Origin of the sequence: Kitasatospora sp. NPDC051702, assembly GCF_040681575.1 — a bacterium.
Taxonomy (GTDB): Bacteria; Actinomycetota; Actinomycetes; order Streptomycetales; family Streptomycetaceae; genus Kitasatospora.
The window spans coordinates 1-18,326 of the sequence record NZ_JBFAZB010000053.1 but is presented as its reverse complement, the minus strand read 5'-3'; the positions used below and the strand labels follow the sequence as shown (position 1 = coordinate 18,326).

17 protein-coding genes are annotated in these 18,326 nt (G+C 76.3%); 12 read left to right on the top strand and 5 right to left on the bottom strand.

What is annotated here, in order from left to right:
- Nucleotides 1-23: 23 nt before the first annotated feature.
- Nucleotides 24-875: a methyltransferase domain-containing protein gene (locus AB0N04_RS32445; protein ID WP_360220635.1), complete on the bottom strand. Its 852-nt coding sequence runs from the start codon at nucleotides 873-875 to the stop codon at nucleotides 24-26.
- A 28-nt stretch (nucleotides 876-903) separates the two neighbouring features.
- Between AB0N04_RS32445 and AB0N04_RS32440 the strand changes: the two genes are divergently transcribed.
- On the top strand, nucleotides 904-2,442 hold the full coding sequence (locus tag AB0N04_RS32440; RefSeq protein ID WP_360220632.1) for a PLP-dependent aminotransferase family protein: 1,539 nt from the start codon (nucleotides 904-906) through the stop codon (nucleotides 2,440-2,442).
- 119 nt (nucleotides 2,443-2,561) lie between these two features.
- On the opposite strand, the gene AB0N04_RS32435 is transcribed toward AB0N04_RS32440, so the two are convergent.
- Complete coding sequence (locus tag AB0N04_RS32435) at nucleotides 2,562-3,524, bottom strand: LysR family transcriptional regulator (protein WP_360220629.1); 963 nt, start codon at nucleotides 3,522-3,524, stop codon at nucleotides 2,562-2,564.
- Nucleotides 3,525-3,639: 115 nt separating this feature from the next.
- On the opposite strand from AB0N04_RS32435, the gene AB0N04_RS32430 reads away from it, so the two are divergent.
- From AB0N04_RS32430 to AB0N04_RS32405, 6 genes are all read left to right on the top strand, one after another.
- A complete protein-coding gene (locus AB0N04_RS32430; protein ID WP_360220626.1) occupies nucleotides 3,640-4,557 on the top strand; it encodes an NAD(P)H-binding protein in 918 nt (305 codons plus the stop codon).
- Nucleotides 4,547-4,909 carry a darcynin family protein gene (locus AB0N04_RS32425; RefSeq protein ID WP_360220623.1) on the top strand — a complete coding sequence of 121 codons (363 nt, stop codon included), beginning with the start codon at nucleotides 4,547-4,549 and terminating at the stop codon, nucleotides 4,907-4,909. The genes AB0N04_RS32430 and AB0N04_RS32425 overlap by 11 nt, the downstream gene beginning before the upstream one ends.
- Before the next feature lie 189 nt (nucleotides 4,910-5,098).
- Nucleotides 5,099-6,250 (top strand): glycoside hydrolase family 3 N-terminal domain-containing protein, encoded by a 1,152-nt coding sequence (locus AB0N04_RS32420; RefSeq protein ID WP_360220620.1) that lies wholly within the window; start codon nucleotides 5,099-5,101, stop codon nucleotides 6,248-6,250.
- A 235-nt stretch (nucleotides 6,251-6,485) separates the two neighbouring features.
- Nucleotides 6,486-6,953 carry a hypothetical protein gene (locus AB0N04_RS32415; protein ID WP_360220617.1) on the top strand — a complete coding sequence of 156 codons (468 nt, stop codon included), beginning with the start codon at nucleotides 6,486-6,488 and terminating at the stop codon, nucleotides 6,951-6,953.
- Between the two features lie 282 nt (nucleotides 6,954-7,235).
- Nucleotides 7,236-7,580, top strand: a complete 345-nt coding sequence (locus AB0N04_RS32410; RefSeq protein ID WP_360220614.1) for a metalloregulator ArsR/SmtB family transcription factor — start codon at nucleotides 7,236-7,238, stop codon at nucleotides 7,578-7,580.
- Nucleotides 7,581-7,622: 42 nt separating this feature from the next.
- Entirely contained in the window at nucleotides 7,623-7,787 is a 165-nt protein-coding gene (locus AB0N04_RS32405; protein WP_360220611.1) for a DUF6126 family protein, read from the top strand.
- 76 nt (nucleotides 7,788-7,863) lie between these two features.
- Here AB0N04_RS32405 and AB0N04_RS32400 read toward each other — a convergent pair whose 3' ends face one another.
- Nucleotides 7,864-10,440: a cytochrome P450 gene (locus AB0N04_RS32400; protein WP_360220608.1), complete on the bottom strand. Its 2,577-nt coding sequence runs from the start codon at nucleotides 10,438-10,440 to the stop codon at nucleotides 7,864-7,866.
- A 344-nt stretch (nucleotides 10,441-10,784) separates the two neighbouring features.
- On the opposite strand from AB0N04_RS32400, the gene AB0N04_RS32395 reads away from it, so the two are divergent.
- From AB0N04_RS32395 to galE, 5 genes are all read left to right on the top strand, one after another.
- Complete coding sequence (locus AB0N04_RS32395; RefSeq protein WP_360220605.1) at nucleotides 10,785-11,561, top strand: sigma 54 modulation/S30EA ribosomal C-terminal domain-containing protein; 777 nt, start codon at nucleotides 10,785-10,787, stop codon at nucleotides 11,559-11,561.
- Nucleotides 11,562-11,666: 105 nt separating this feature from the next.
- Complete coding sequence (locus tag AB0N04_RS32390; protein ID WP_360220602.1) at nucleotides 11,667-12,116, top strand: hypothetical protein; 450 nt, start codon at nucleotides 11,667-11,669, stop codon at nucleotides 12,114-12,116.
- 440 nt (nucleotides 12,117-12,556) lie between these two features.
- The gene (locus AB0N04_RS32385; RefSeq protein WP_360220599.1) at nucleotides 12,557-14,803 is read left to right on the top strand and encodes an RICIN domain-containing protein; all 2,247 of its coding nucleotides are present in this window, start codon (nucleotides 12,557-12,559) and stop codon (nucleotides 14,801-14,803) included.
- A 98-nt stretch (nucleotides 14,804-14,901) separates the two neighbouring features.
- Nucleotides 14,902-15,684 (top strand): hypothetical protein, encoded by a 783-nt coding sequence (locus AB0N04_RS32380; protein ID WP_360220596.1) that lies wholly within the window; start codon nucleotides 14,902-14,904, stop codon nucleotides 15,682-15,684.
- A gap of 142 nt (nucleotides 15,685-15,826) precedes the next feature.
- On the top strand, nucleotides 15,827-16,843 hold the full coding sequence (galE, locus tag AB0N04_RS32375; RefSeq protein WP_360220593.1) for a UDP-glucose 4-epimerase GalE: 1,017 nt from the start codon (nucleotides 15,827-15,829) through the stop codon (nucleotides 16,841-16,843).
- A gap of 100 nt (nucleotides 16,844-16,943) precedes the next feature.
- Here the strand turns inward: galE and AB0N04_RS32370 are convergent, their stop codons facing one another.
- Together AB0N04_RS32370 and AB0N04_RS32365 are read right to left on the bottom strand one after the other, a co-directional pair.
- Nucleotides 16,944-17,648, bottom strand: a complete 705-nt coding sequence (locus AB0N04_RS32370; protein ID WP_360220590.1) for a lytic transglycosylase domain-containing protein — start codon at nucleotides 17,646-17,648, stop codon at nucleotides 16,944-16,946.
- 71 nt (nucleotides 17,649-17,719) lie between these two features.
- Nucleotides 17,720-17,926, bottom strand: a complete 207-nt coding sequence (locus AB0N04_RS32365) for a hypothetical protein (protein WP_360220587.1) — start codon at nucleotides 17,924-17,926, stop codon at nucleotides 17,720-17,722.
- Nucleotides 17,927-18,326: the final 400 nt, after the last annotated feature.

Sequence of the window (18,326 nt, the reverse complement as noted above, 5' to 3'; positions counted from 1 at the left end):
CCCGCTCCACCCGCCGGGCGTCGCTACGGGTTGACCGCCACGGCCTTGAAGAAGGTGTAGTGGAAGGTCCCGCCCGGCTCGGCGGCGCGGCCGAGCTCGGCGACGCCCCGGTCGAAGGCCTCCGGGGTGGTCAGCCCGGCCGCCAGTGCCTCCGCGCGGACGGCCCCGACCATCGGGACGAAGGTGCGCCGGGTGAAGCCCTCCACCAGCGCGGGGCGGGCGCCGTCGGCGTAGACCGTGCGCGGCCGGACCGTCACGTCCTGGAATCCGGCGTCCGCCAGCAGCGGGTGCAGGCGGCGCCCCACCAGGGCGTCGCCGCCCGCCCGGGCCTGGAGCCGCACCAGCAGCTCGACCGCGTCGTCGGCCGCCCGGCTCCGCGGGTGGAAGAAGGCCGAGCCGTGGTCGCCCTCGATCACCGTGATCGTGCCGCCGGGCCGAAGCACCCGGCGCAGCGCGGTCAGCGCGGCGGCCGGATCGGCCAGGTGCTCCAGCACGAAGCAGAGGAAGACGTGGTCGAAGGCGCCGTCCGCGAAAGGCAGTCGGTGCAGGTCCCCGTGGTGCCAGGAGACCCGTGCGGCGGGCGCCTGCGCGGCGACCCGGACGCGGGCCTGCGCCAGCGAGTCCGCCGAGATGTCCGCCGCCGTCAGCAGCACGCCCGGGCTGGCGGCCAGCAGGTGCACCGTCTGGGCCCCGACCCCGCAGCCCGCCTCCAGCACCCGGCTGCCCGCCGGGTACGCCGTGCCCGCGTGCAGCAGTTCCGCGAGGGTGTCCGCCTGGTCGCCGAGCCGCTGCGCCTCGGTGTCCGAGTACCCGTGGACGTACGCCGTCGCCGCGTCGTCCCGCTGATCGTTCCGTCCTGCCGTCTCCGTGGTCATGGCCCCACCCTCGCGCCACAATGGCCCGGTGAACAGGTCCAAAGACACGCGGGCCGAGAGGTCCATAACGGCGGATCCGGGTGCCGACTTCCTCCAGCTGGACACCGCCGACGCCCCGCGCGGCGGCCTCACCGACTGGCTGGCCGGCCGGCTCCGCGAGGCCGTCGCCGACGGCCGCCTCCCGGCCGGCGGCAGGCTGCCCGCCACCCGCGTGCTGGCGGCCGAACTCGGCGTCTCCCGCGGGGTGGTGACCGATGCCTACCGGCGGCTGACGGAGGAGGGCCGGCTCGCCGGCCGGGGCCGGGGCGGCACAGTCGTCGTCGCGGACCCGGCGCCGCCCGCGCCCGCCCCGCCCGCGCCCGCCCCGCCCGCGCCCGCCCCGCACTCGTCCGCCCCGCACTCGCCCGCCCCGCCCGACCGCGTGGCGCCGGAGCTCTTCCGGGGCGAGCCCGACGCCGAGGTCTTCGACCTGCTGCGCGGCACCCCCGCGCGGATCGACCTCACCCCCGGCCGCCCCGACCTCACCGCCTTCCCCCGCGCGGCCTGGCTGCGCGCCGAGCGTGCCGTCCTGGACGGCCTCGCGGCCCACGACCTCGGCTACGGCGACGTCCGCGGCACCCCCGAGCTGCGGCTGGCCGTCACCCGCTGGCTGGCCCGCAACCGGGGCGTGCGCGCCGACCCGGACGAGGTGCTAGTCGTCGCCGGGACGGCCCAGGCCCTCGCCCTGCTGGGGCGGGCGCTCGGCCGTACGGGCGTCACCGAGGTCGCCGTCGAGGACCCGGGCTCGCTCGGTGCCCGCCAGCACCTCGCGCACTGGCTGGACGCGACCCCGCCCGTCCCGGTCGACGCGGAGGGCATCCAGGTCGACATGCTGCGCGCCACCGGAGCCTCCGCCGTCCTGCTCACGCCCGCTCACCAGTACCCGACCGGCGTCGTCCTGGGCGGCGAGCGGCGGCGCGAACTGCTGCGCTGGGCGGGTGAGGGCGGCCTGGTCATCGAGGACGACTACGACGCCGAGCACCGCTACGACCGCCCGCCGCTGCCCGCGCTGCGCGCCGTGCTGCCCGAGCAGGTCTGCTACGCGGGCAGCGTCTCCAAGCTGCTCGCTCCCGCCCTGCGCACCGGGTGGCTGCTGGTGCCGCCGCGGCTGCGGGCGGCGGTGCTGGAGGCCAAGCGCTTCGCCGACCTGGGCAACCCGGTACTGCCGCAACTGGTGCTGGCCCGCCTGATGGAGTCCGGCGGACTCGAGCGCCACCTGCGGCTGTTGCGCCGCCGCCACCGCCGCCGCCGGGACGCGATGATCGCGGCCGTCCGGACCCACCTGCCCGGTGCCACCGTCCACGGGGCGGCGGCCGGCCTGCACCTGATGGTCACCCTCCCGCCCGGAGCACACGGCTCCGACACCGAGCTGGCCGCGGCGGCCCTGGCGCACGGGGTGAAGGTGCACCCGTTGTCCTGGCACACCCGGTTGCCCTACCCGCCGGGGCTGGTGCTGGGCTACGCGGCCGGTGCGCCGGGGGAGATCGAGGAGGGGATCGCGGTACTGGGGCGCCTCACCCGCCGGTGACGGCGACGGCGAACCGAGGGGCCGGCCGCGAGCCGGTCACCCGGCCGGGCACCCGACGGTCGGTGGTGGGTGACGGTGAGCAGCGGACGGCCCCGCGGTCCGCGCCGCGGCCGTGCGGCTCAGGACGCGTCGGACCCGCCCCTCCCCGCGGCGCGGCCCGGCCGGATCACCCGGCGCACGGCGCCGCGCAGCCACCGGTGGCCCGCGTCGGCGGTGTGCCGCGGGTGCCAGGCCATGCCGATCGACAGGGGCGGCAGCGGTACCGGGATCTCCAGCAGGCGCAGCCCCAGCGCGTGCGCCGCGTCGCTGAGCGGGGTGGGGGGCTCGCCCGGCAGCGCGGTCGGTACCAGGCAGACCACGTCGCCGGCCGCGGCCAGCGTCATCGCCGCCAGGTGCCCGGGCAGGACGGCGCTGACCCGGCGGCTGAGCCCGTGGTCGGCCAGGGCCGCGTCCAGCGGGCCGGTGAAGCGCCCCCGCCGGCTGACCGCCACGTGCTCGGCCGCGGCCAGCCGGGCGGGCGTCAGGGGCCCTTCGGCGAGCGGGTGTCCGGCCCGGACGCCGGCCGCCATGCGCAGCGTGACCAGCTCGTCGACCCGGGTCTCCGGGTCGACGTGGTCGATGGCCCCGACCTCCAGGTCGACCCGGCCCTCGCGCAGGGCCGGCCCGGCCTCCCACTCCTCGGCCAGCACCCGCAGCGAGACGCCCGGCGCCTGCAGCGCGGCCAGGCCGAGCAGACCGGGCGCCAGCGCCGCGCCGACCAGGTCAGAGGCCTGGACGGTGAAGGTGCGCCGCAGCTCGGCGGGGTCGATCCCGCCACCGGGGGCGAGCAGTGCCTCCAGCCGCCGGACCACCGCTGCGGCCTCGTCCCGCAGTTCCTCGGCGCGGGGCGTGGGCACCATCGCCTGCCCCGCCCGCACCAGGAGCGGGTCCTGGAGCACCCGGCGCAGCCGGGCCAGGGTGCGGCTCATCGCCGCCGGGGAGGTGCGCAGCCGCGCGGCGGCACGGGTGACGCTCTGCTCGGCCAGCAGGGCGTCGAGGGCGACGGCGAGATTGGCGTCGAGGTTCGGGACTGGGCTGCTCACCGGCATCGTTCCGTTTCGGGCAATGATTCCTTGCTGAGGTTCCCATTGTGGCAATGCGGTGGCGGTCCGCACGATGAGGGGGCCCCAGAGATCCGATCCGGACACAGAGGTTTTCATGATCGTCATCACCGCCCCCACCGGAAACATCGGCAGGCGACTGCTGTCGCTGCTGGTCGAGGCCGCGCCCGCCCACGGAGAGGAGCTGCGGGTCGTGGTCCGCGATCCCGCCCGGCTCCCCGCGGCCGTGCGCGGCCGGGTCGAGGTGGTCACCGGCTCGCACGGCGACCCCGCGACCGTCGAGCGCGCCTTCACCGGGGCCGACGCCGTCTTCTGGCTGGTGCCCCCGGACGCCTCGGTCACGCCCGAGGCGGGGTTCAGCGGCTTCACCCGCCCGGCCGCCCGGGCGTTCGCCGCCCTCGGCGTCGGCCACGTCGTCGGCGTCTCGGCGCTGGGCCGCGGCACCCCGCTGGCCGCCCGGGCCGGACTGGTCACCGCCTCCCTGGCCATGGACGACCTGATCGCCGGCTCGGGCGTGGCCTACCGCGCCCTGGCCAACCCGTCCTTCTACGAGAACCTGCTGGAGGAGGCCGACTCGATCCGCGCGGAGGGCGTCTTCACCGACACCCTCGCCGCGGACCGCCCGGTGCCGCTGGTGGCCGTCGCCGACATCGCCGCGACGGCGGCCGGGCTGCTGCTGGACCGCTCGTGGAGCGGCGTCGGAAGCGTCCCGGTGCTCGGCCCGCAGGACCTGTCGCCCGACGACCTGGCCCGCATCATGACGGAGGAGCTGGGCCGGCCGGTCCGCTACCGGCGCCAGCCGCTCGAGGAGCTGCGGTCCGACCTGCTGGGCCACGGCCTCGACGGGGCGTTCGTCGAGGCCCTCGTCGAGATGAAGCGGGCCAAGGACGAGGGCCTGGACTCGGGCGTCGAGCGCTCGCCGCTGGCGGGCCCGGCCACCGGATTCGCGCAGTGGTGCGCACAGACCCTCAAGCCCGCCGTCCTCGCCGCCCCGGAGGCCACCGATGTCCACTGACCGCACCGCACCCGTCACCGCGTTCATCCTGGTCAAGACCACGCCCGAGTGGCTGGCGATGACGGTGGCCGAACGCGTCGAGGCCTTCACCACCCGGGTCGTCCCGGTGATCGAGGCCCGTACCCGCGGCGTCCGCTCCCGCTTCTACGACACGGAGTTCTACTCGGCACGGGTCACCGACGTCTGGGTCTGGGAGGCGGACGACCACGACGCCTACCGGCTGCTGATCGACGCACTGCGCGAAACCCCTTTCTGGGAACGCTACTTCGAGGTCGTGGACCTGCTGGTGGGCGTCGAGAACGGCTACGCCCGCACCTACGGCCTGGAGCCGGTGGCCAGCCTGGCCACCTGATGCCGCGCGCCGACGACCGGCCGGTACCGCCGCCCCGCGCGGTCGCCGGCCGGTCGCCGGCGCCGACCGGCAGGAGGCCGGCAGGAGGCCGGGCCGGACGGGGCCCGCGGCCGCGCGTGGCGCGGGCCGCCGCGGCGGCCGGGCTTGGGTACGCTGACGGACCGTACCCCCCGCCCCCTTGGAGGCGTGATGAACCCGCTCCGGTACACCGTCCGACTCGGGGCGGTGCTGGTGGTGCTGTCGGCCGTGCTCGGGCCGGTGCCGGCCGGGTCGGCCCCGGTGTCGCGGCGGGCGCCTGCGGAGAGGACGGTGGCGGTGTCCGGAGCGGACGCGCAGCAGCGGGACCGACAGCTGGCGGGGCGCCGGATCGTGCTCTCCTACGCCGGCCCGACCCCGCCGCCCGAGGTGCTGCGGACCATTCGGGAGGGCCGGGCGGCCGGGGTCATCCTGTTCGGCGAGAACGTCCAGAGCCCCGAACAACTGGCTCAAGCGGTCGGGCAGTTGCGTCAGGCGGCGGCCGAGTCCCGCGTTCCGGGGGCGCTGCTGCTGATGACCGACCAGGAGGGTGGCAGGGTGCGCCGGCTGCCCGGTGCGCCCGAGCTCTCCGCCCGCCGGGTCGGCGCCGCCCCGAACCCGCTGCACGCGGCGACCGAGGCCGGCGCAGGCGCGGCCGCCACCCTCACGGACGCCGGACTGAACGTCAACCTCGCCCCCGTGCTCGACGTCTCCGGCGCCCCGGACGACTTCATCGACCACCACGAGCGCTCCTTCGGGCGGGACCCGTCCGTGGTCGCCCGGCTGGGCAGCGCGTTCCTGGCCGCCCAGCAGGGCCTGGGCGTCGCCGCCACCGCCAAGCACTTCCCCGGGCTGGGGTCGGCCGCGCAGGAGGAGAACACCGACGCGCGCCCGGTCACCCTGCCGGTGCCGCTGGAGGAGTTGCGCGCCCGCGGCGAGGAGCCCTACCGGGCGGCCATCGCGGCGGGCGTGCGCCTGGTGATGGCCTCCTGGGCGGTCTATCCGGCGCTCGACCCGGCCCGCCCGGCGGGGCTGTCGCCCACCGTGGTGCAGGGCGAGCTGCGCGAGCGCCTGGGCTTCGAGGGCGTCACCGTCACGGATGCCCTGGAGGCCGGCGCCCTCGACCCCTACGGGGACACCGGGGCCCGCGCGGTGGCCGCCGCCGCGGCCGGGATGGACCTGATCCTCTGCTCGGCGCGTGATCCGCAGCAGGCCGAGCAGGCCACCGAGGCGCTCGCCGCGGCGCTGGGCTCGGGCCGTCTCGACCGCGGCGCCTTCGCGGCGGCCGTGGCCCGGATCGACGACCTGCGCGCCTCGCTGTCCTGAGCCGGGCGAGCCCCGTCCTGAGCCGGGTGAACCGGGGCGGAGGGCCCCGGGTGGGCCCGGGGCGTGATTGCGCCATCGAAGGTCGGATTTGAGTCCGCTCGGTACTTCCAAGGGTCAAAGCGAGTCATGGCAAAGGAATCGCATGGCAAAGTTTCCTTCTGGCAGCTGTGAAATGTCACATGTGCCACATCACCTGTTCTGATCCGTTTCCTCACACCCTCCGAAGGAGGAGCCCATGAACCGCATCACCCGGATCGCGGTGGGCGCGGCCGGTGCCGTCGCCCTGCTCGGCGCGCCCGTCCCGGCGCTCGCCGCACCGGCCGCCGCGGCCGCCGACACCGCCACGGTCACCACCTGCGGCTACAGCGGCCTGCAGGCCGGGCTGTCCACCAAGGTCTGCGCCGACGTCACCGGCGACGGCGTCGTGATCTACGGGAAGATCGGCCTGGCCGGTCCGCCCACCCCGGACACCCCGTGGCCGCCGAAGCCGCAGGAGCTGCTGACCACCCTGTCGGCCGAGGTCGTCGGCGGTGCCCAGCTCGGTTCGGTGCACGGGCGTGCCGTGTTCACGGGCGGCGCCCTGCGGGTCGACGGCATCGCCGCCACGGCCCCGTGCGGCTCCACCGTCCACGCGACCTTCGGTGTGGAAGCGATCTGGCGGGGTCCGGCCCCGGTCACGGTGGATGTACCTGTAGTCTGCTGACGGGACGTCACCATGACGGCCGAGTCCGGGAGTTGGCAGCGTCCCGGGCTCGGCTTCCGGTGTTTCCGCGCGGCGTCGTGCGCCCGGCGGGCTCCGCCGGGCGCGCCCTGGCGGTGGGGCGACGGCACGCCGGCGGGCTCCTCGGCCGCAGGGTGCCGCCCGTTCGCGATCACTGTGACGACTTGAAGAAATCTTCATCCGTCGCGATGATGCTTGCCGGCCGCGGTGCGGACGCCCGGCCGGACGCCCACCCAGCCGCACCCGAGGGGAGAGACGCGGACGATGCCGGTCCCGCTGTACCAGGCCAAGGCGGAGTTCTTCCGCACCCTCGGCCACCCGGTCCGCATCCGGGTGCTGGAACTGCTCCAGGACGGGCCCCGCCCCGTCCGCGAGCTGCTGGCCGAGATCGAGGTCGAACCGTCGAACCTCTCCCAGCAGCTCGCGGTGCTGCGTCGCACCCAGCTGGTCGTGGCCACCCGCGAGGGCAACACCGTGGTGTACGCGCTCAGCACCCCGGACGTGGCCGACCTGCTGCGCGCCGCACGACGGATCCTGACCGAGCTGATCACCGACCAGGGCGCGCTGCTCACCGAGCTGCGCGCCGCCGGCGGCCGGCCGACCCGCTGAGCCCGCGCCCACCGGCCGGCCGACCCGAGGAGAACCCCGCCCATGAGCGACAGCAGCGACGGCACCGCCGCCCGGCCGGGCGACGGCACCAGCGAGGAGCGGAACAGGCGCCGGGCCATGCTGATCCGGGCCGGCATCTACATCTTCGCCACGCACCTGTTCGCGGGCTTCGTCCTGCTGCTGTTCGCGCTCGGCGACCGCCACTGAGCGATGGCCGGTGAGCGGCTGCCGGTGATCGACGGCCGGTGATCGACCGCCGCTGCGCGGCCGCCGGGCGTGCGCCTCAGTGGCCCGCGTCCTCCGCCACCAGGTAGCGGTCGCTGGTGCTGGTCCACGCCTGGGCGCCCTCGACCAGCTCGCGGGTGCCGTCCAGGTACCAGCGCCCCGCCGGGTGGCGGCGGCCCAGCTCGGCGCGCAGCGCGTCGCTCTGCCTCCGCAACCGGGCGATCCGGGCCCGGACGGCGCCGACGGCCCGGCCACGGGTGCAGCCGCGGGCCCGCTGCACGGTGAGCACGGTGTTGAAGGCGGCCGCGCTCTGGCGCTCCTCCCGCTCCAGCGAGTAGAGGTCGTTGATCAGCGTGGCGGCGTCGGCGGTGTTGGCGCGCAGCCGGTGCAGCGCCGGGTCCGCGTGGAGTGCGGCGGGGGCGTCGGCGCCGTGGACCCGTTCCAGTATGTTCATGAACGGGTAGAGGCAGCTGCCGTGGCGGCGCAGGCGCATCGTCTCGGGCAGGCCGAGGGCGGGGACGGTACCGCGGGAGCGGTGCCCGGCCTCGGCGGGGAACGTCTCCAGGCAGGTCTGCCACTCCAGCGCGGCCCGGGCGCGCCAGGCGGGGGACATTCCGCGGGTCTGGCGGTCCCACAGGTCCCGCCAGGCGCCGAGCAGCCGGTCGTCCCCGTCGGGCTCCGGACCGGTCCGGCCGACGGCCTGCGGGCGGTGCTCCGCGGGGCCGGGGGTGCCGTGCAGCACGGCGGTCAGCGGATCGACGAGGGCGCGGGCCTCGGCGGGTCGGCGCCCGGGCCGGCCGTCGAAGCGGTCGTCGAGGATCGTGAACCAGCCCAGGACGTCCACCAGCAGGTCGAGGTCGTCGCCGCGGGTGCGCGGGAAGGCGTGGCCGATCAGCCGGTGCAGGGCGTAGGCGCGGTAGCGGGGCAGTTCGGCCGGGGTGAGCAGGCCCCGCTCGAGCACCCAGTCCGCGTGCCGGAGCCCGGCGGTGTGCAGTTCGCCGGGGCGGCGCGGGGCTCGGTGCCGCAGGGGCGAGGCTGGCACGGGCACGGGCACGGGCACGGGCGCCGGGGCGGCTGCGGTGGCCGGGGTGCGTGGTGACGGGGGTGGCGGCGGGGGCGCGGTGACCGGGCACCGGTCCACCGGCCGGGCGCCGCCCGCCGGTCGGGTCGCCAGCGCGTCCGCCCCGGCGTCGGCCGCCCCGTCCGGACGCGGGCCCCCGGGGCCGCGCGGGACCAGCCGGACCCGCAGCCCCTGGGCCTGCACCGTCGTCCAGACCACCTCGCGGGCCCGAGCCCCGGGCAGGGCCAGCGGCCGCCACCGGCGCAGGATCGCGGCCGCCGCGACGGTCAGCTCGGCCCAGGCGAAGGCCTCCCCGATGCACTTGTGCTTGCCCGCCCCGAACGGCAGGAAGGACGGCCGCCCGGCGCCGCCGCCGTCCTGCCAGCGCTCCGGGCGGAACCGCAGCGGGTCCGGGTGGAGGTGCGGGTCGCGGTGCAGGGCGGTGAGGCTGTACAGCAGCTCGGTGCCGGCCGGGATCCGGTACGGTCCGAGCTCCACCGGCACCCGCGCGGTGCGCATGAGGAAGGCGTTGGGGGCGTGCAGCCGCACCACCTCCTGGGTGACGCTGCGGGTGTAGGCGAGCCGGCCGAGCGCCTCCGGGGTGGGCACGGTGCCGGCGGGCAGGTGCCGGTCGAGTTCGGCCAGCAGCCGGGTCTCCACCTCGGGGTGGCGCAGGAGTTCGTCGAGCAGCCAGGTCAGCGTGGTGGAGACGGTCTCGGTGCCGGCGCCGAACATGGTGATCGCCTCGGAGCGGACGTCCGCCTCGGTGAGCGGGCGCCCGGTGGCCGGGTCGGTGGCGGCGCGCAGCAGCGCGGGCAGGGTGGCGCCGTGGCCCGCGGCCGGCCGCTCGCCGCGTTCCGTCCCGTGGACGGCCTGGTCGACGACCCGGTTGAGCACCCGGACCGCGGCGTCGAAGCGCCGGTTGACCGGAAGCGGCAGTCGGGCGAGGGCCGGGTGCGGGTAGAGCGACTGGACGATCTGGCCCTTCACCAGGTCCGGAAGCGCCCGGTGGAAGGCCTGGGTGGCGTCCTCGCTGAGCCGGGCGTCGAACAGCGAGCGGGTGACGATCTCGAGGGCGAGGTGGTTCATCTCCTTCGCCACGTCGAGGACCTGCCCGCTGCGCCAGCGGCCGGCCCGCTCCTCGGTGACCTGGTGCATCACGGCGAGGTACTCGGCCATCCGGTCCGGCCCGAACGCGGGCTGCAGGACCCGGCGCCGGTCGCGGTGGGCCTGGCCCTCGGACATCAGCAGGCCGTCGCCGAAGGCCGTCCTGAGGGTGTCCTGGACGGCGCCGCGCGGGCAGTCGTGGGCGAGCGCGACGAGCAGGGTGTGGACCAGCCGGGCGTCGGTGACCACGCAGACGGTGCGCGGCCCGAGACGGACGCGGACGACCCCGCCGTGGCGGGCGAGCGAGCCGAGGAAGCCCAGCGGATCGCGCAGCAGCGCGCCGGCGTGGCCGAGCCCGGGGACGGCGCCCGGGGCGAGCGGGGGGACGGCCGTGCGGGCCGGTCCGGGCGAGGGCGGCGCGGCTCTCGGGGGGACGACCGGTTTCCGGGTCTCGGTCATCAGGGTCATGACATCACCTCTCACCAGAGGGGCCGGTGCGACCGGTGCCGGGAGGGGCACCGGCAGCCGGCCGGGAGGCGGGGGCCGGCCAGCGCGGGACCCCCGCGCGCACCTTCGCCAGAGGGCGCACGCCATGGGAAACGCGCCGGGTTGGACGGGCGTTGCGCCGAACGCGGGCGGATCACTCCAACGGGCCAGCGCCCGGACCACCCCGGACCGCCCCCCGGGACGGCGCTGACCTGCGACGACGGATCCGTCCGGAAGTCCCGTAGCGGACCCGGCGGGCAGGGTCTTTGGACCCTCGCCGCCCGGCCGTGCGGAGGCCAGCATGGTGGCGGAGAAGGAGGAACCTGATGACCCGTCTGCGCCACCCGTCCGCACTCGACGTCCGGGTGGAGATCCGCGGCGAGCTCCCGCACGAGGACGCCGAGTACGCGCGGGCGCAGGCGCTGGAGACGGCGGCCGCGCTCGGCCCCGGCACCCGGCTGCTGCGCATCCGGCTCACCCGGGCCCTGCATCCGTCGGTGACCCGGCCCGTGCTCGCCCAGGCCGACGTCGACCTGGACGGTGCCGGACCGGTCCGGGTGCAGCTCGCCACCCGCGCGGCCCGGGAGGCCGTCGACCTCGCCCTGGGCACCCTCGCCGGCCGCGCCGCCCGAATGCGCGAGCAGGGCGACATCGGGTTCGCCGCCGTCCACGAGAGCGTCTACCGCCCGCAGTACGCCGCCCGTCCGCTCGCCGAGCGGCGGATCGCCCGGCGCAAGGCCGTCGTCCTCACCCGCCGCACGCCGGAGCAGGCCGCCCGCGAACTGCTGGCGCTGGACCGGCGCTTCCACCTCTTCACGGACGCCGCGACCGGCCGGGACGGCCTGGTCCGGCGCTGCCCGCTGAGCGGTGCCGTCGAGCCGTGGCCCACCGGCGCCGACGACGGCCGGCCGGACGGCCTCGCCGAGGCGGCCCGGCGGCTCTGGCTCACCGGCGCCCCGTTCGTCCCGTACGCCGAGGCCGAGGCCGCGGCCCCGGCGGGTGACGGCGGCGGCTCCGGTGGTGGTGTCGGCCGCACCCGGGTCCTCTACCGCCGCTACGACGGCCACTACGGCCTGATAACGCCGGTATCGCAAGCCCGTTGACGGGCAGGAGACCGGACGGCACGCACGCACCACGACGGTCCTGACGGCCACCACCGCCACGGCCGCCACGACTTCCACCACTGCCACGACAGGGGAACCGGGACCATGGACTGCGACGAGGTCATGCTGACCGTCCGGATCACCGCCGGCGAGCGCGCGCTGCTGCGGGCGCTCGCCCGCGGCCACGGCGGGGACGTCTCCGAGGTGGCCGTGGACGGCCTGCTGGAGGTCATCCCGGCGCTGCACGACGACGCCTCCGTCCTCCCGCTGCGGCGGGTCCTGGCCAGACCCGCCCCCTGCGCCGTGACCCTCTGGCTGCCCTCCCCGGTCGCGGACCTGCTGCCGCTGCTGGGCGAGCGGATCGCGCGCACGGCGGGCCCGGCGGCGAGCCCGGCCAGTGCGGCGCTCTCCGCCGCGCTGCGGCTGTGGCTCGCCGGGGACGGCGCGGTGCTGGCCGACGGGCTGCGCCGGATCCACGGCGGCTGCGCGGGCGGGCGGGACGCGGTGGTGCGGTCGGGGGCCGCGCGGTCGGAACCGGCGTACGCGGCGGCCTGAGCCGGGCCCGGGAGCCCGGTTGGCCGGGGCTCGGTCCGGGCGCGTGCGGGGCTCGGTCCGGGCTTGGTTCGGGCTTGGTTCGGGCCGGAAGGAGCCGCCCGTCGCCGGGCCGGCGGGGCGTTCCTGCGGGACCGTCAGCCGGGCCGTCCGGTGGGGGAGTCGCCCGCGCGGGCGCCCCGGGCGGGCGCCCGTCGCCACCCCGTGCCGGGGAGTGCCCGCGGAGGGGCGCGCTCCCCGGCACCGTCGCGTCCGGGCCCGTTCCCGCGGCCGTCCCGGCGGCCCTTTTCTCTACCCGGTCGAGCCTCCTCGCACACCGGTCCGGAAATTTCGAAAAAGGTTTCTGTTATCCCCACCCGTCCCATCCGCTCTCCGGAGTGTCGGAAGGTCCGAGCCCCCGTCACCACGGGGGGCCCGGACCGTCGCACGAGGAAAGGAACGCGATGGGACACCGGAGCACGGAGCTTCGCCGGCGCCGACGTCGGCGGCTCACCCGCAAGAGCACCCTGGTCGCCGTGGCAGTGGCGGCCGGACTGGTCGTGGGGACGCTCGGCATCCGCAGCGCGCTGGAGCCGGCCGGTATGAGCAGCTCGGTCACCGCGGCGAGCGGATCGGCCGACCGCGCGGGGGCGGATCAGGCCGGCGAGGTCTCCGCCGACGGCAGCCGCCCGGGCGAGACCGGCACGGCCGAGGGCGGCACCCGCCCGCCCACGCCCAAGCACGACCAGAAGGCCACTCCGATCAAGGAGATACCCAAGGACCAGCCCGACCGCGGTCTGGTCTACACGGGTCTGAGCCTGCCCAGCAGCGACCGCTGCGCCGGAACCCTGGAGGTCGCCGGCGACAACAGCCAGTGCAGCCACGGCCCGGACGTGCCGCCGAAGGACGTCGACATCCGCAAGGACGTCCCGCCGGTCGCGGCCGCCGCCCAGGCGCCCGCGCTCACCCCCACCGCCAACGCCCAGGCGCCGGCCGCGGCCGACCTGCTGAAGGGCGGCGCGCCCGTCATCGACGCCGCCGGGAAGACGCTGCTCAGCGAGCCCGGCGCGGCGGCCGGCCCCTCCTCCTCCCCCCAGGGCGCGGCCGCGCCCGCCGGGTCGGGCCTGGTCTGCGAGGGTGACGGCAGCAGCGGCAACCGCGTCCAGGCGGTGTACGTGCACACCCCCGGGAACGACCGGTTCGCCCAGTACCTGCCCTCGTTCAAGAAGTGGGCGGCGGACGTGGACACCATCTACAACGCCAGCGCCCAGGAGACCGGCGGCGTGCGCCACGTGCGCTTCGTCACCGAGTCCGACTGCACCGCCTCGGTCCTGAACGTCCAGATCTCCGACTCCGAGATCCAGGACTTCAACGCGAGCAACCGCGCGCTGGCCGCGCAGGGGTACAACCGCAAGGACCGCAAGTACATGATGTTCACCGACGCCAAGGTGTACTGCGGCATCGGCACCTTCGCCGGTGACGAGCGCCCCGGCCAGGACAACATCAGCAACTTCGGCCCCTCCTACGGCCGCACCGACTCCGGCTGCTGGGGCGGGAGCACCGCGGCGCACGAACTCGGCCACAACCTCGGCGCGGTGAACAACAGCGCGCCCAACTCGAGCAAGGCCGGCCACTGCGTCGACGAGTGGGACATCATGTGCTACTCGGACGCGCCCAACTACCCGCAGATGCGGACCGTCTGCCCGGACCGCTCGCACGACGACCGGCTGGACTGCCGCCACGACGACTACTACAACACCTCGCCCGAGCCGGGCAGTTACCTGGCCACGCACTGGAACGTCGCCAACAACCGCTTCCTGATCGCCGGCAACGGCACCGGGCCCAACCCGACCCCGACGCCGACCGCGACCCCGACGCCGACCAAGTCGCCGACCGGCACGCCCTCGCCGACCGCGACGGCAACGCCCACCCGCACGGCCTCGCCGACCCCGACGCCGACCGGCAGCCCCACCGCCACGCCGACCGGCACCCCGTCGCCGACCGCCACCCCGACCTCGGGGACGGCGGGCCCTGACGTGACGACCAGTCAGATCACCCAGAACTCCGTCGTGCTGAGCTGGCCGGCGGTCAACTCCGCCGCGGGCTACGACGTCCTGCTGAACGGCCAGGCCATCGGCACCGTCAAGGCCACCCTGGTCGGCGTCGTCCGCCTCGCGCCCGACACCTCGTACACCGTGGCGATCGCCGCCCGCGACGCCGCCGGCACCGTCGGCAAGCCCGGCCGGGCCGCGACCTTCCGCACCCTGGCCGACGCGGGCCGCCCGCAGCCCGGCGCCAACTACACGATGGTCAACGGCCTCACCGGCCAGGCCGCCGACCTGTGGGGCAGCTCGATGAACGACGGCACCGTCGCCATCGCCTACCAGCGCACCGGCTACGCCAACCAGAAGTGGCAGTTCGAGGACGCCGGCAACGGCGCCGTGCGGATCAAGTCCGCGCGCTCCGGCAAGTGCCTCCAGCTCGGCGGCACGCCCGTCGCCGGCCAGTACGTCGCGCAGCAGCCCTGCTCCGGCAACGCCGCGCAGCAGTGGCAGCTCGCCGCCAAGGACGGCGGGTTCACCGTCACGGCGAACGGCGGATCGCTGGTGCTCGGGCTCAGCGACCGCTGGTACTACGGTGGTTGGCTGTTGGAGCTGCAGCAGCCGAACGGCAAGCCCTACCAGAGCTGGTCGCTGCTGAAGACCAGCTGAGACCGCCCCGGGACGCCGGGCCCGGACGCCACCACCCCACGGTGGCGTCCGGGCCCGGCGCTGCCGCTCCCCGCCCCCACCCACGAGGAATGCCCGCCATGCGAACCCGCCCCCTCGTCGCCGCCCTGGCTCCCGCCCTCGCCCTCGCCGCCCTGCTGCCCGCAGCCGCACCGGCCGCCGCCCACGGCGACACCGTCCACCTCGACGTCTCCGGCCAGCGCAACGGCCACGTGACCACCGTCGCCACCTGGGAGAACGACCACGACCTCGTCACCGAGGAGTTCGCCGGCTCGCTGTCCGCGACCTCCCCGGACGGCCGCTCGATCGGCCCCTGGCGCCTGGTCGCCGTCCCGGGCGAGCCGGGCACGTACACCACCCGGGAGATCGTCCCGGCCGGCCACTGGCGGGTGACCGTCGACTGTGCGTTCCCCTCGCTGGGGCACGCCGAGCGCGAACTCGACGTCGAGCAGGCGGTGATCAGCGACCCGCCGCTGACGGGCTCCACCGGCGCGACCGGGCCGGGCACGGGCCCGGCGGGTACCACGGGCACGACAGGCTCGACGGGTACGACAGGCTCGACAGGCTCGACGGGCACGACGGGCACCACGCCGAGCCCGGCCCCGCCGATACCCCGGCCGACCGTCGGCGTCGGTTCGACGGCCCCGACGACCGCTCCGACCGGCTCGGCCACCGGCTCGACGGCCCCGACCGGCTCGACCGCTCCGGCCGTCCCGCTGGTCGCGGGGGGCACCGACCCGGCCCGCGGCGCCGACTCCGCCGACACCCCCGACTCCGCCACCTGGGCCGCCATCGGCACCGCCGTCGCGGCCGTCCTGCTGGTCGCCACCGGCTTCTGGCTCCGCCGCCGCTCGCGGCCGTAGCACCCCCCCGCTCGCGGCCGTAAACACCCCCCCCCGGGCGGGCCGTCGCCGGCCCGCCGGGGAACCATCGGGCCCGAACCACCGTCCCAGTGGTCACCGGGCGCCACCGGGCGCCCGGCCGACCGCGAGGGAGCGTCCGCGCATGAAGAAGGTCCTGATCACCGGTGGTGCGGGATTCATCGGCAGTACGGTGGCCTCCGCCCTGCTGGACCGGGGCGTCACCCCGGTCGTCCTCGACGACCTCTCCCAGGGCCGCGCCGAGTTCGTCGAGGGCCGGGTCTTCTACCGGGGCGACATCGCCGACGCCGCGCTGCTCGAGCGGATCTTCACCGAGCACCCCGACATCGACGCCACCGTGCACTGCGCGGCCCGGATCGTCGTCCCGGAGTCGGTGGCCAAACCGCTGTACTACTACCGGGAGAACGTCGCCAAGACCGTCGAGCTGCTGGAGGCCCTCCAGCGCCACGGCTGCACCCGGGTGGTCTTCAGCAGCTCCGCCTCCATCTACGCGCCCACCCCGGACGCCCGGGTCGACGAGAGCAGCCCGGTCGACGCCGGCAGCCCCTACGCGCGCACCAAGCAGATGATGGAGCAGGTCCTCGAGGACTGGACCCGGGGGGAGGGCGCCGAGCGGCAGCGGGTGATCGCCCTGCGGTACTTCAACCCGATCGGCGCCGACCCGCAGCTCCGTACCGGCCTGCAGAACCTGCAGCCCACCCACGTCCTCGGCAAGCTGATCGAGGCGCACACCGAGGGCACCCCGTTCACCGTCACCGGCGTGGACTGGCCGACCAGGGACGGCTCCGGCATCCGCGACTACATCCACGTCCAGGACCTCGCCGAGGCGCACGTCGCGGCGCTCACCCGGTTCGACGAGGTGATCGCCGACGGCGCCGCGGACCGCTACCGGGTCGTCAACGTGGGGACGGGCGAGGGCACCACCGTCCGGGAGCTCGTCACCGCCTTCGAGCAGGCCGTCGGCGCCGAGCTGGACGTCCGCGAGGCCGGGCCGCGCCCCGGCGACGTGATCGGCTGCTACGCCGCCGTCGACACCGCCCGCGAGCTGCTCGGCTGGAAGCCGCAGCGCGGCATCGCCGAGGGGGTCGCCGACGCCCTCGCCTGGCGGGCCGCGTGGACCGCCCGCCTCGGCGCCAGCTGACGGACACCGCGGCGGCCCCGGCCCGGGGCCGCCGCGCCGCCCGCCCCGGGCCCCGCGTTCGGGCACCCGGGGCGGTCCGCCCCGCGGGCCGCGGCAGGCCTCACTGCACGGCGGTGCCCGACTTCGCCCAGTTGTCGTGCAGGCGGTCGAGGTAGGACTGCGCCTGCGCGCCCACCTTGACGCCGCGGGCGAAGGCCAGCATGTTCCCGGCGCCGGCGTTGTAGCCCAGCGCGAGGAGCTCGTCGTGGTTCAGCGGCGCACTCACGCGGGCCGGCAGCTGGGCGGCCAGGTCGTGCAGGTGCCAGGCGGCGGCCTGGACGGCCAGGTCGCGGTCGTCGGGCAGCTCCTCCCACTGCCGGGAGGCGAACGGGCGGCCCGGTTTGGTGTCGTCGAAGGCGGCGCGGTGCATGTTGGCGATGCCGAAGGAGGCGTCCGGCTTGCCGCGCTGCCAGGCCCGTTCGAGCTCGGGGTCGTGCGGCTTGTAGGACTCGTTGTAGAGGATCGCCATCAGCAGCTGGGGGTTGACCCCGGCCTCGGCGGCGAACCGGCGCACCGGGGCCGCGTAGTCGGCCGGGTCGTAGCGCCCGGACGGCTTCGAGGGCTTCGCCGGCGCGGCGGACGCGGACGGCCCGTCGGCGGCCCCCGGGGCCCGGCCCGCGTCGGCGGGCGCGGACGTCGACGGGGCGCCGGACGGCACCGGGTCGGTCGGATGGCCACCGCCGCGCACGATGCCCCAGCCGGCCGCGACCAGGACGCCGACGACCAGCCAGCGCCCCCAGCGCGGCCCCTGCTGCTCCTCGCTCACCGCTTCCGGCCCTCCCCGTCGTCCCGTACCCGTGTGCGACCCTCGCACCGGTGATCGTGCCCCGTTGCAGGCTACTCGGCGGGCCCGTGCGCCCCGTCGAGGCCGCCCGGGAGCTCCCGCGGATGCTCGACAACGGTGTCGAAGACGCCGTCGCACCTGCCGTCCGTGCGGTCGTCGCCCACGTCGCCGACCTCCGCCGGGCGCCGCCCGACCACCCCGCCGTGGCCGCGGCCGAGGCCGGCCGCCCCGTCCGCGAGGTCCTCCGGACCCTCCGACATGGTGACGCTCCGCTCCTCTGGCGCGTTCCTGATGGTGTGCCGACGTGGCGGGGATCATGCCCGTCCTCACGACGGCCCACCAGGCGCTTCGCCCTCCCGGAAGTCGGCGGGTGACTTTGCTGAAATGGGTCGGTCGGCTCCGGTCCGGGCTCCACCGGACCGGAGCCGGTGGGAGTCGCCGCCGGGACGACCGCGTCCCGGCACGCAGGACGGCGTGCACGCGCCGTGGCAGCCGAATCGACCGAGGGAAGTGCGCATGGCCGGGCAGCGGGCGAGAACGCCGTACCAGGACGCGGGACGGCGCACCGACGACCCCGCCGTCCCCGCGCAGCGCACCCGGGCGGCCGACCCATTTCAGCAAAGTCACCCGCCGACTTCCGGGAGGGCGAAGCGCCTGGTG

Excerpts from the sequence above, each read along its gene's own strand:
- AB0N04_RS32380 (WP_360220596.1), top strand. The coding sequence starts at position 14,902 with ATGCGAACCCGCCCCCTCGTCGCCGCCCTGGCTCCCGCCCTCGCCCTC.
- AB0N04_RS32430 (WP_360220626.1), top strand. The coding sequence starts at position 3,640 with ATGATCGTCATCACCGCCCCCACCGGAAACATCGGCAGGCGACTGCTG.
- galE (WP_360220593.1), top strand. The coding sequence starts at position 15,827 with ATGAAGAAGGTCCTGATCACCGGTGGTGCGGGATTCATCGGCAGTACG.
- AB0N04_RS32425 (WP_360220623.1), top strand. The coding sequence starts at position 4,547 with ATGTCCACTGACCGCACCGCACCCGTCACCGCGTTCATCCTGGTCAAG.
- AB0N04_RS32390 (WP_360220602.1), top strand. The coding sequence starts at position 11,667 with ATGGACTGCGACGAGGTCATGCTGACCGTCCGGATCACCGCCGGCGAG.
- AB0N04_RS32445 (WP_360220635.1), bottom strand. The coding sequence starts at position 875 with ATGACCACGGAGACGGCAGGACGGAACGATCAGCGGGACGACGCGGCG.
- AB0N04_RS32365 (WP_360220587.1), bottom strand. The coding sequence starts at position 17,926 with ATGTCGGAGGGTCCGGAGGACCTCGCGGACGGGGCGGCCGGCCTCGGC.
- AB0N04_RS32410 (WP_360220614.1), top strand. The coding sequence starts at position 7,236 with ATGCCGGTCCCGCTGTACCAGGCCAAGGCGGAGTTCTTCCGCACCCTC.
- AB0N04_RS32400 (WP_360220608.1), bottom strand. The coding sequence starts at position 10,440 with ATGACCCTGATGACCGAGACCCGGAAACCGGTCGTCCCCCCGAGAGCC.
- AB0N04_RS32385 (WP_360220599.1), top strand. The coding sequence starts at position 12,557 with ATGGGACACCGGAGCACGGAGCTTCGCCGGCGCCGACGTCGGCGGCTC.
- AB0N04_RS32415 (WP_360220617.1), top strand. The coding sequence starts at position 6,486 with ATGAACCGCATCACCCGGATCGCGGTGGGCGCGGCCGGTGCCGTCGCC.
- AB0N04_RS32420 (WP_360220620.1), top strand. The coding sequence starts at position 5,099 with ATGAACCCGCTCCGGTACACCGTCCGACTCGGGGCGGTGCTGGTGGTG.
- AB0N04_RS32405 (WP_360220611.1), top strand. The coding sequence starts at position 7,623 with ATGAGCGACAGCAGCGACGGCACCGCCGCCCGGCCGGGCGACGGCACC.
- AB0N04_RS32395 (WP_360220605.1), top strand. The coding sequence starts at position 10,785 with ATGACCCGTCTGCGCCACCCGTCCGCACTCGACGTCCGGGTGGAGATC.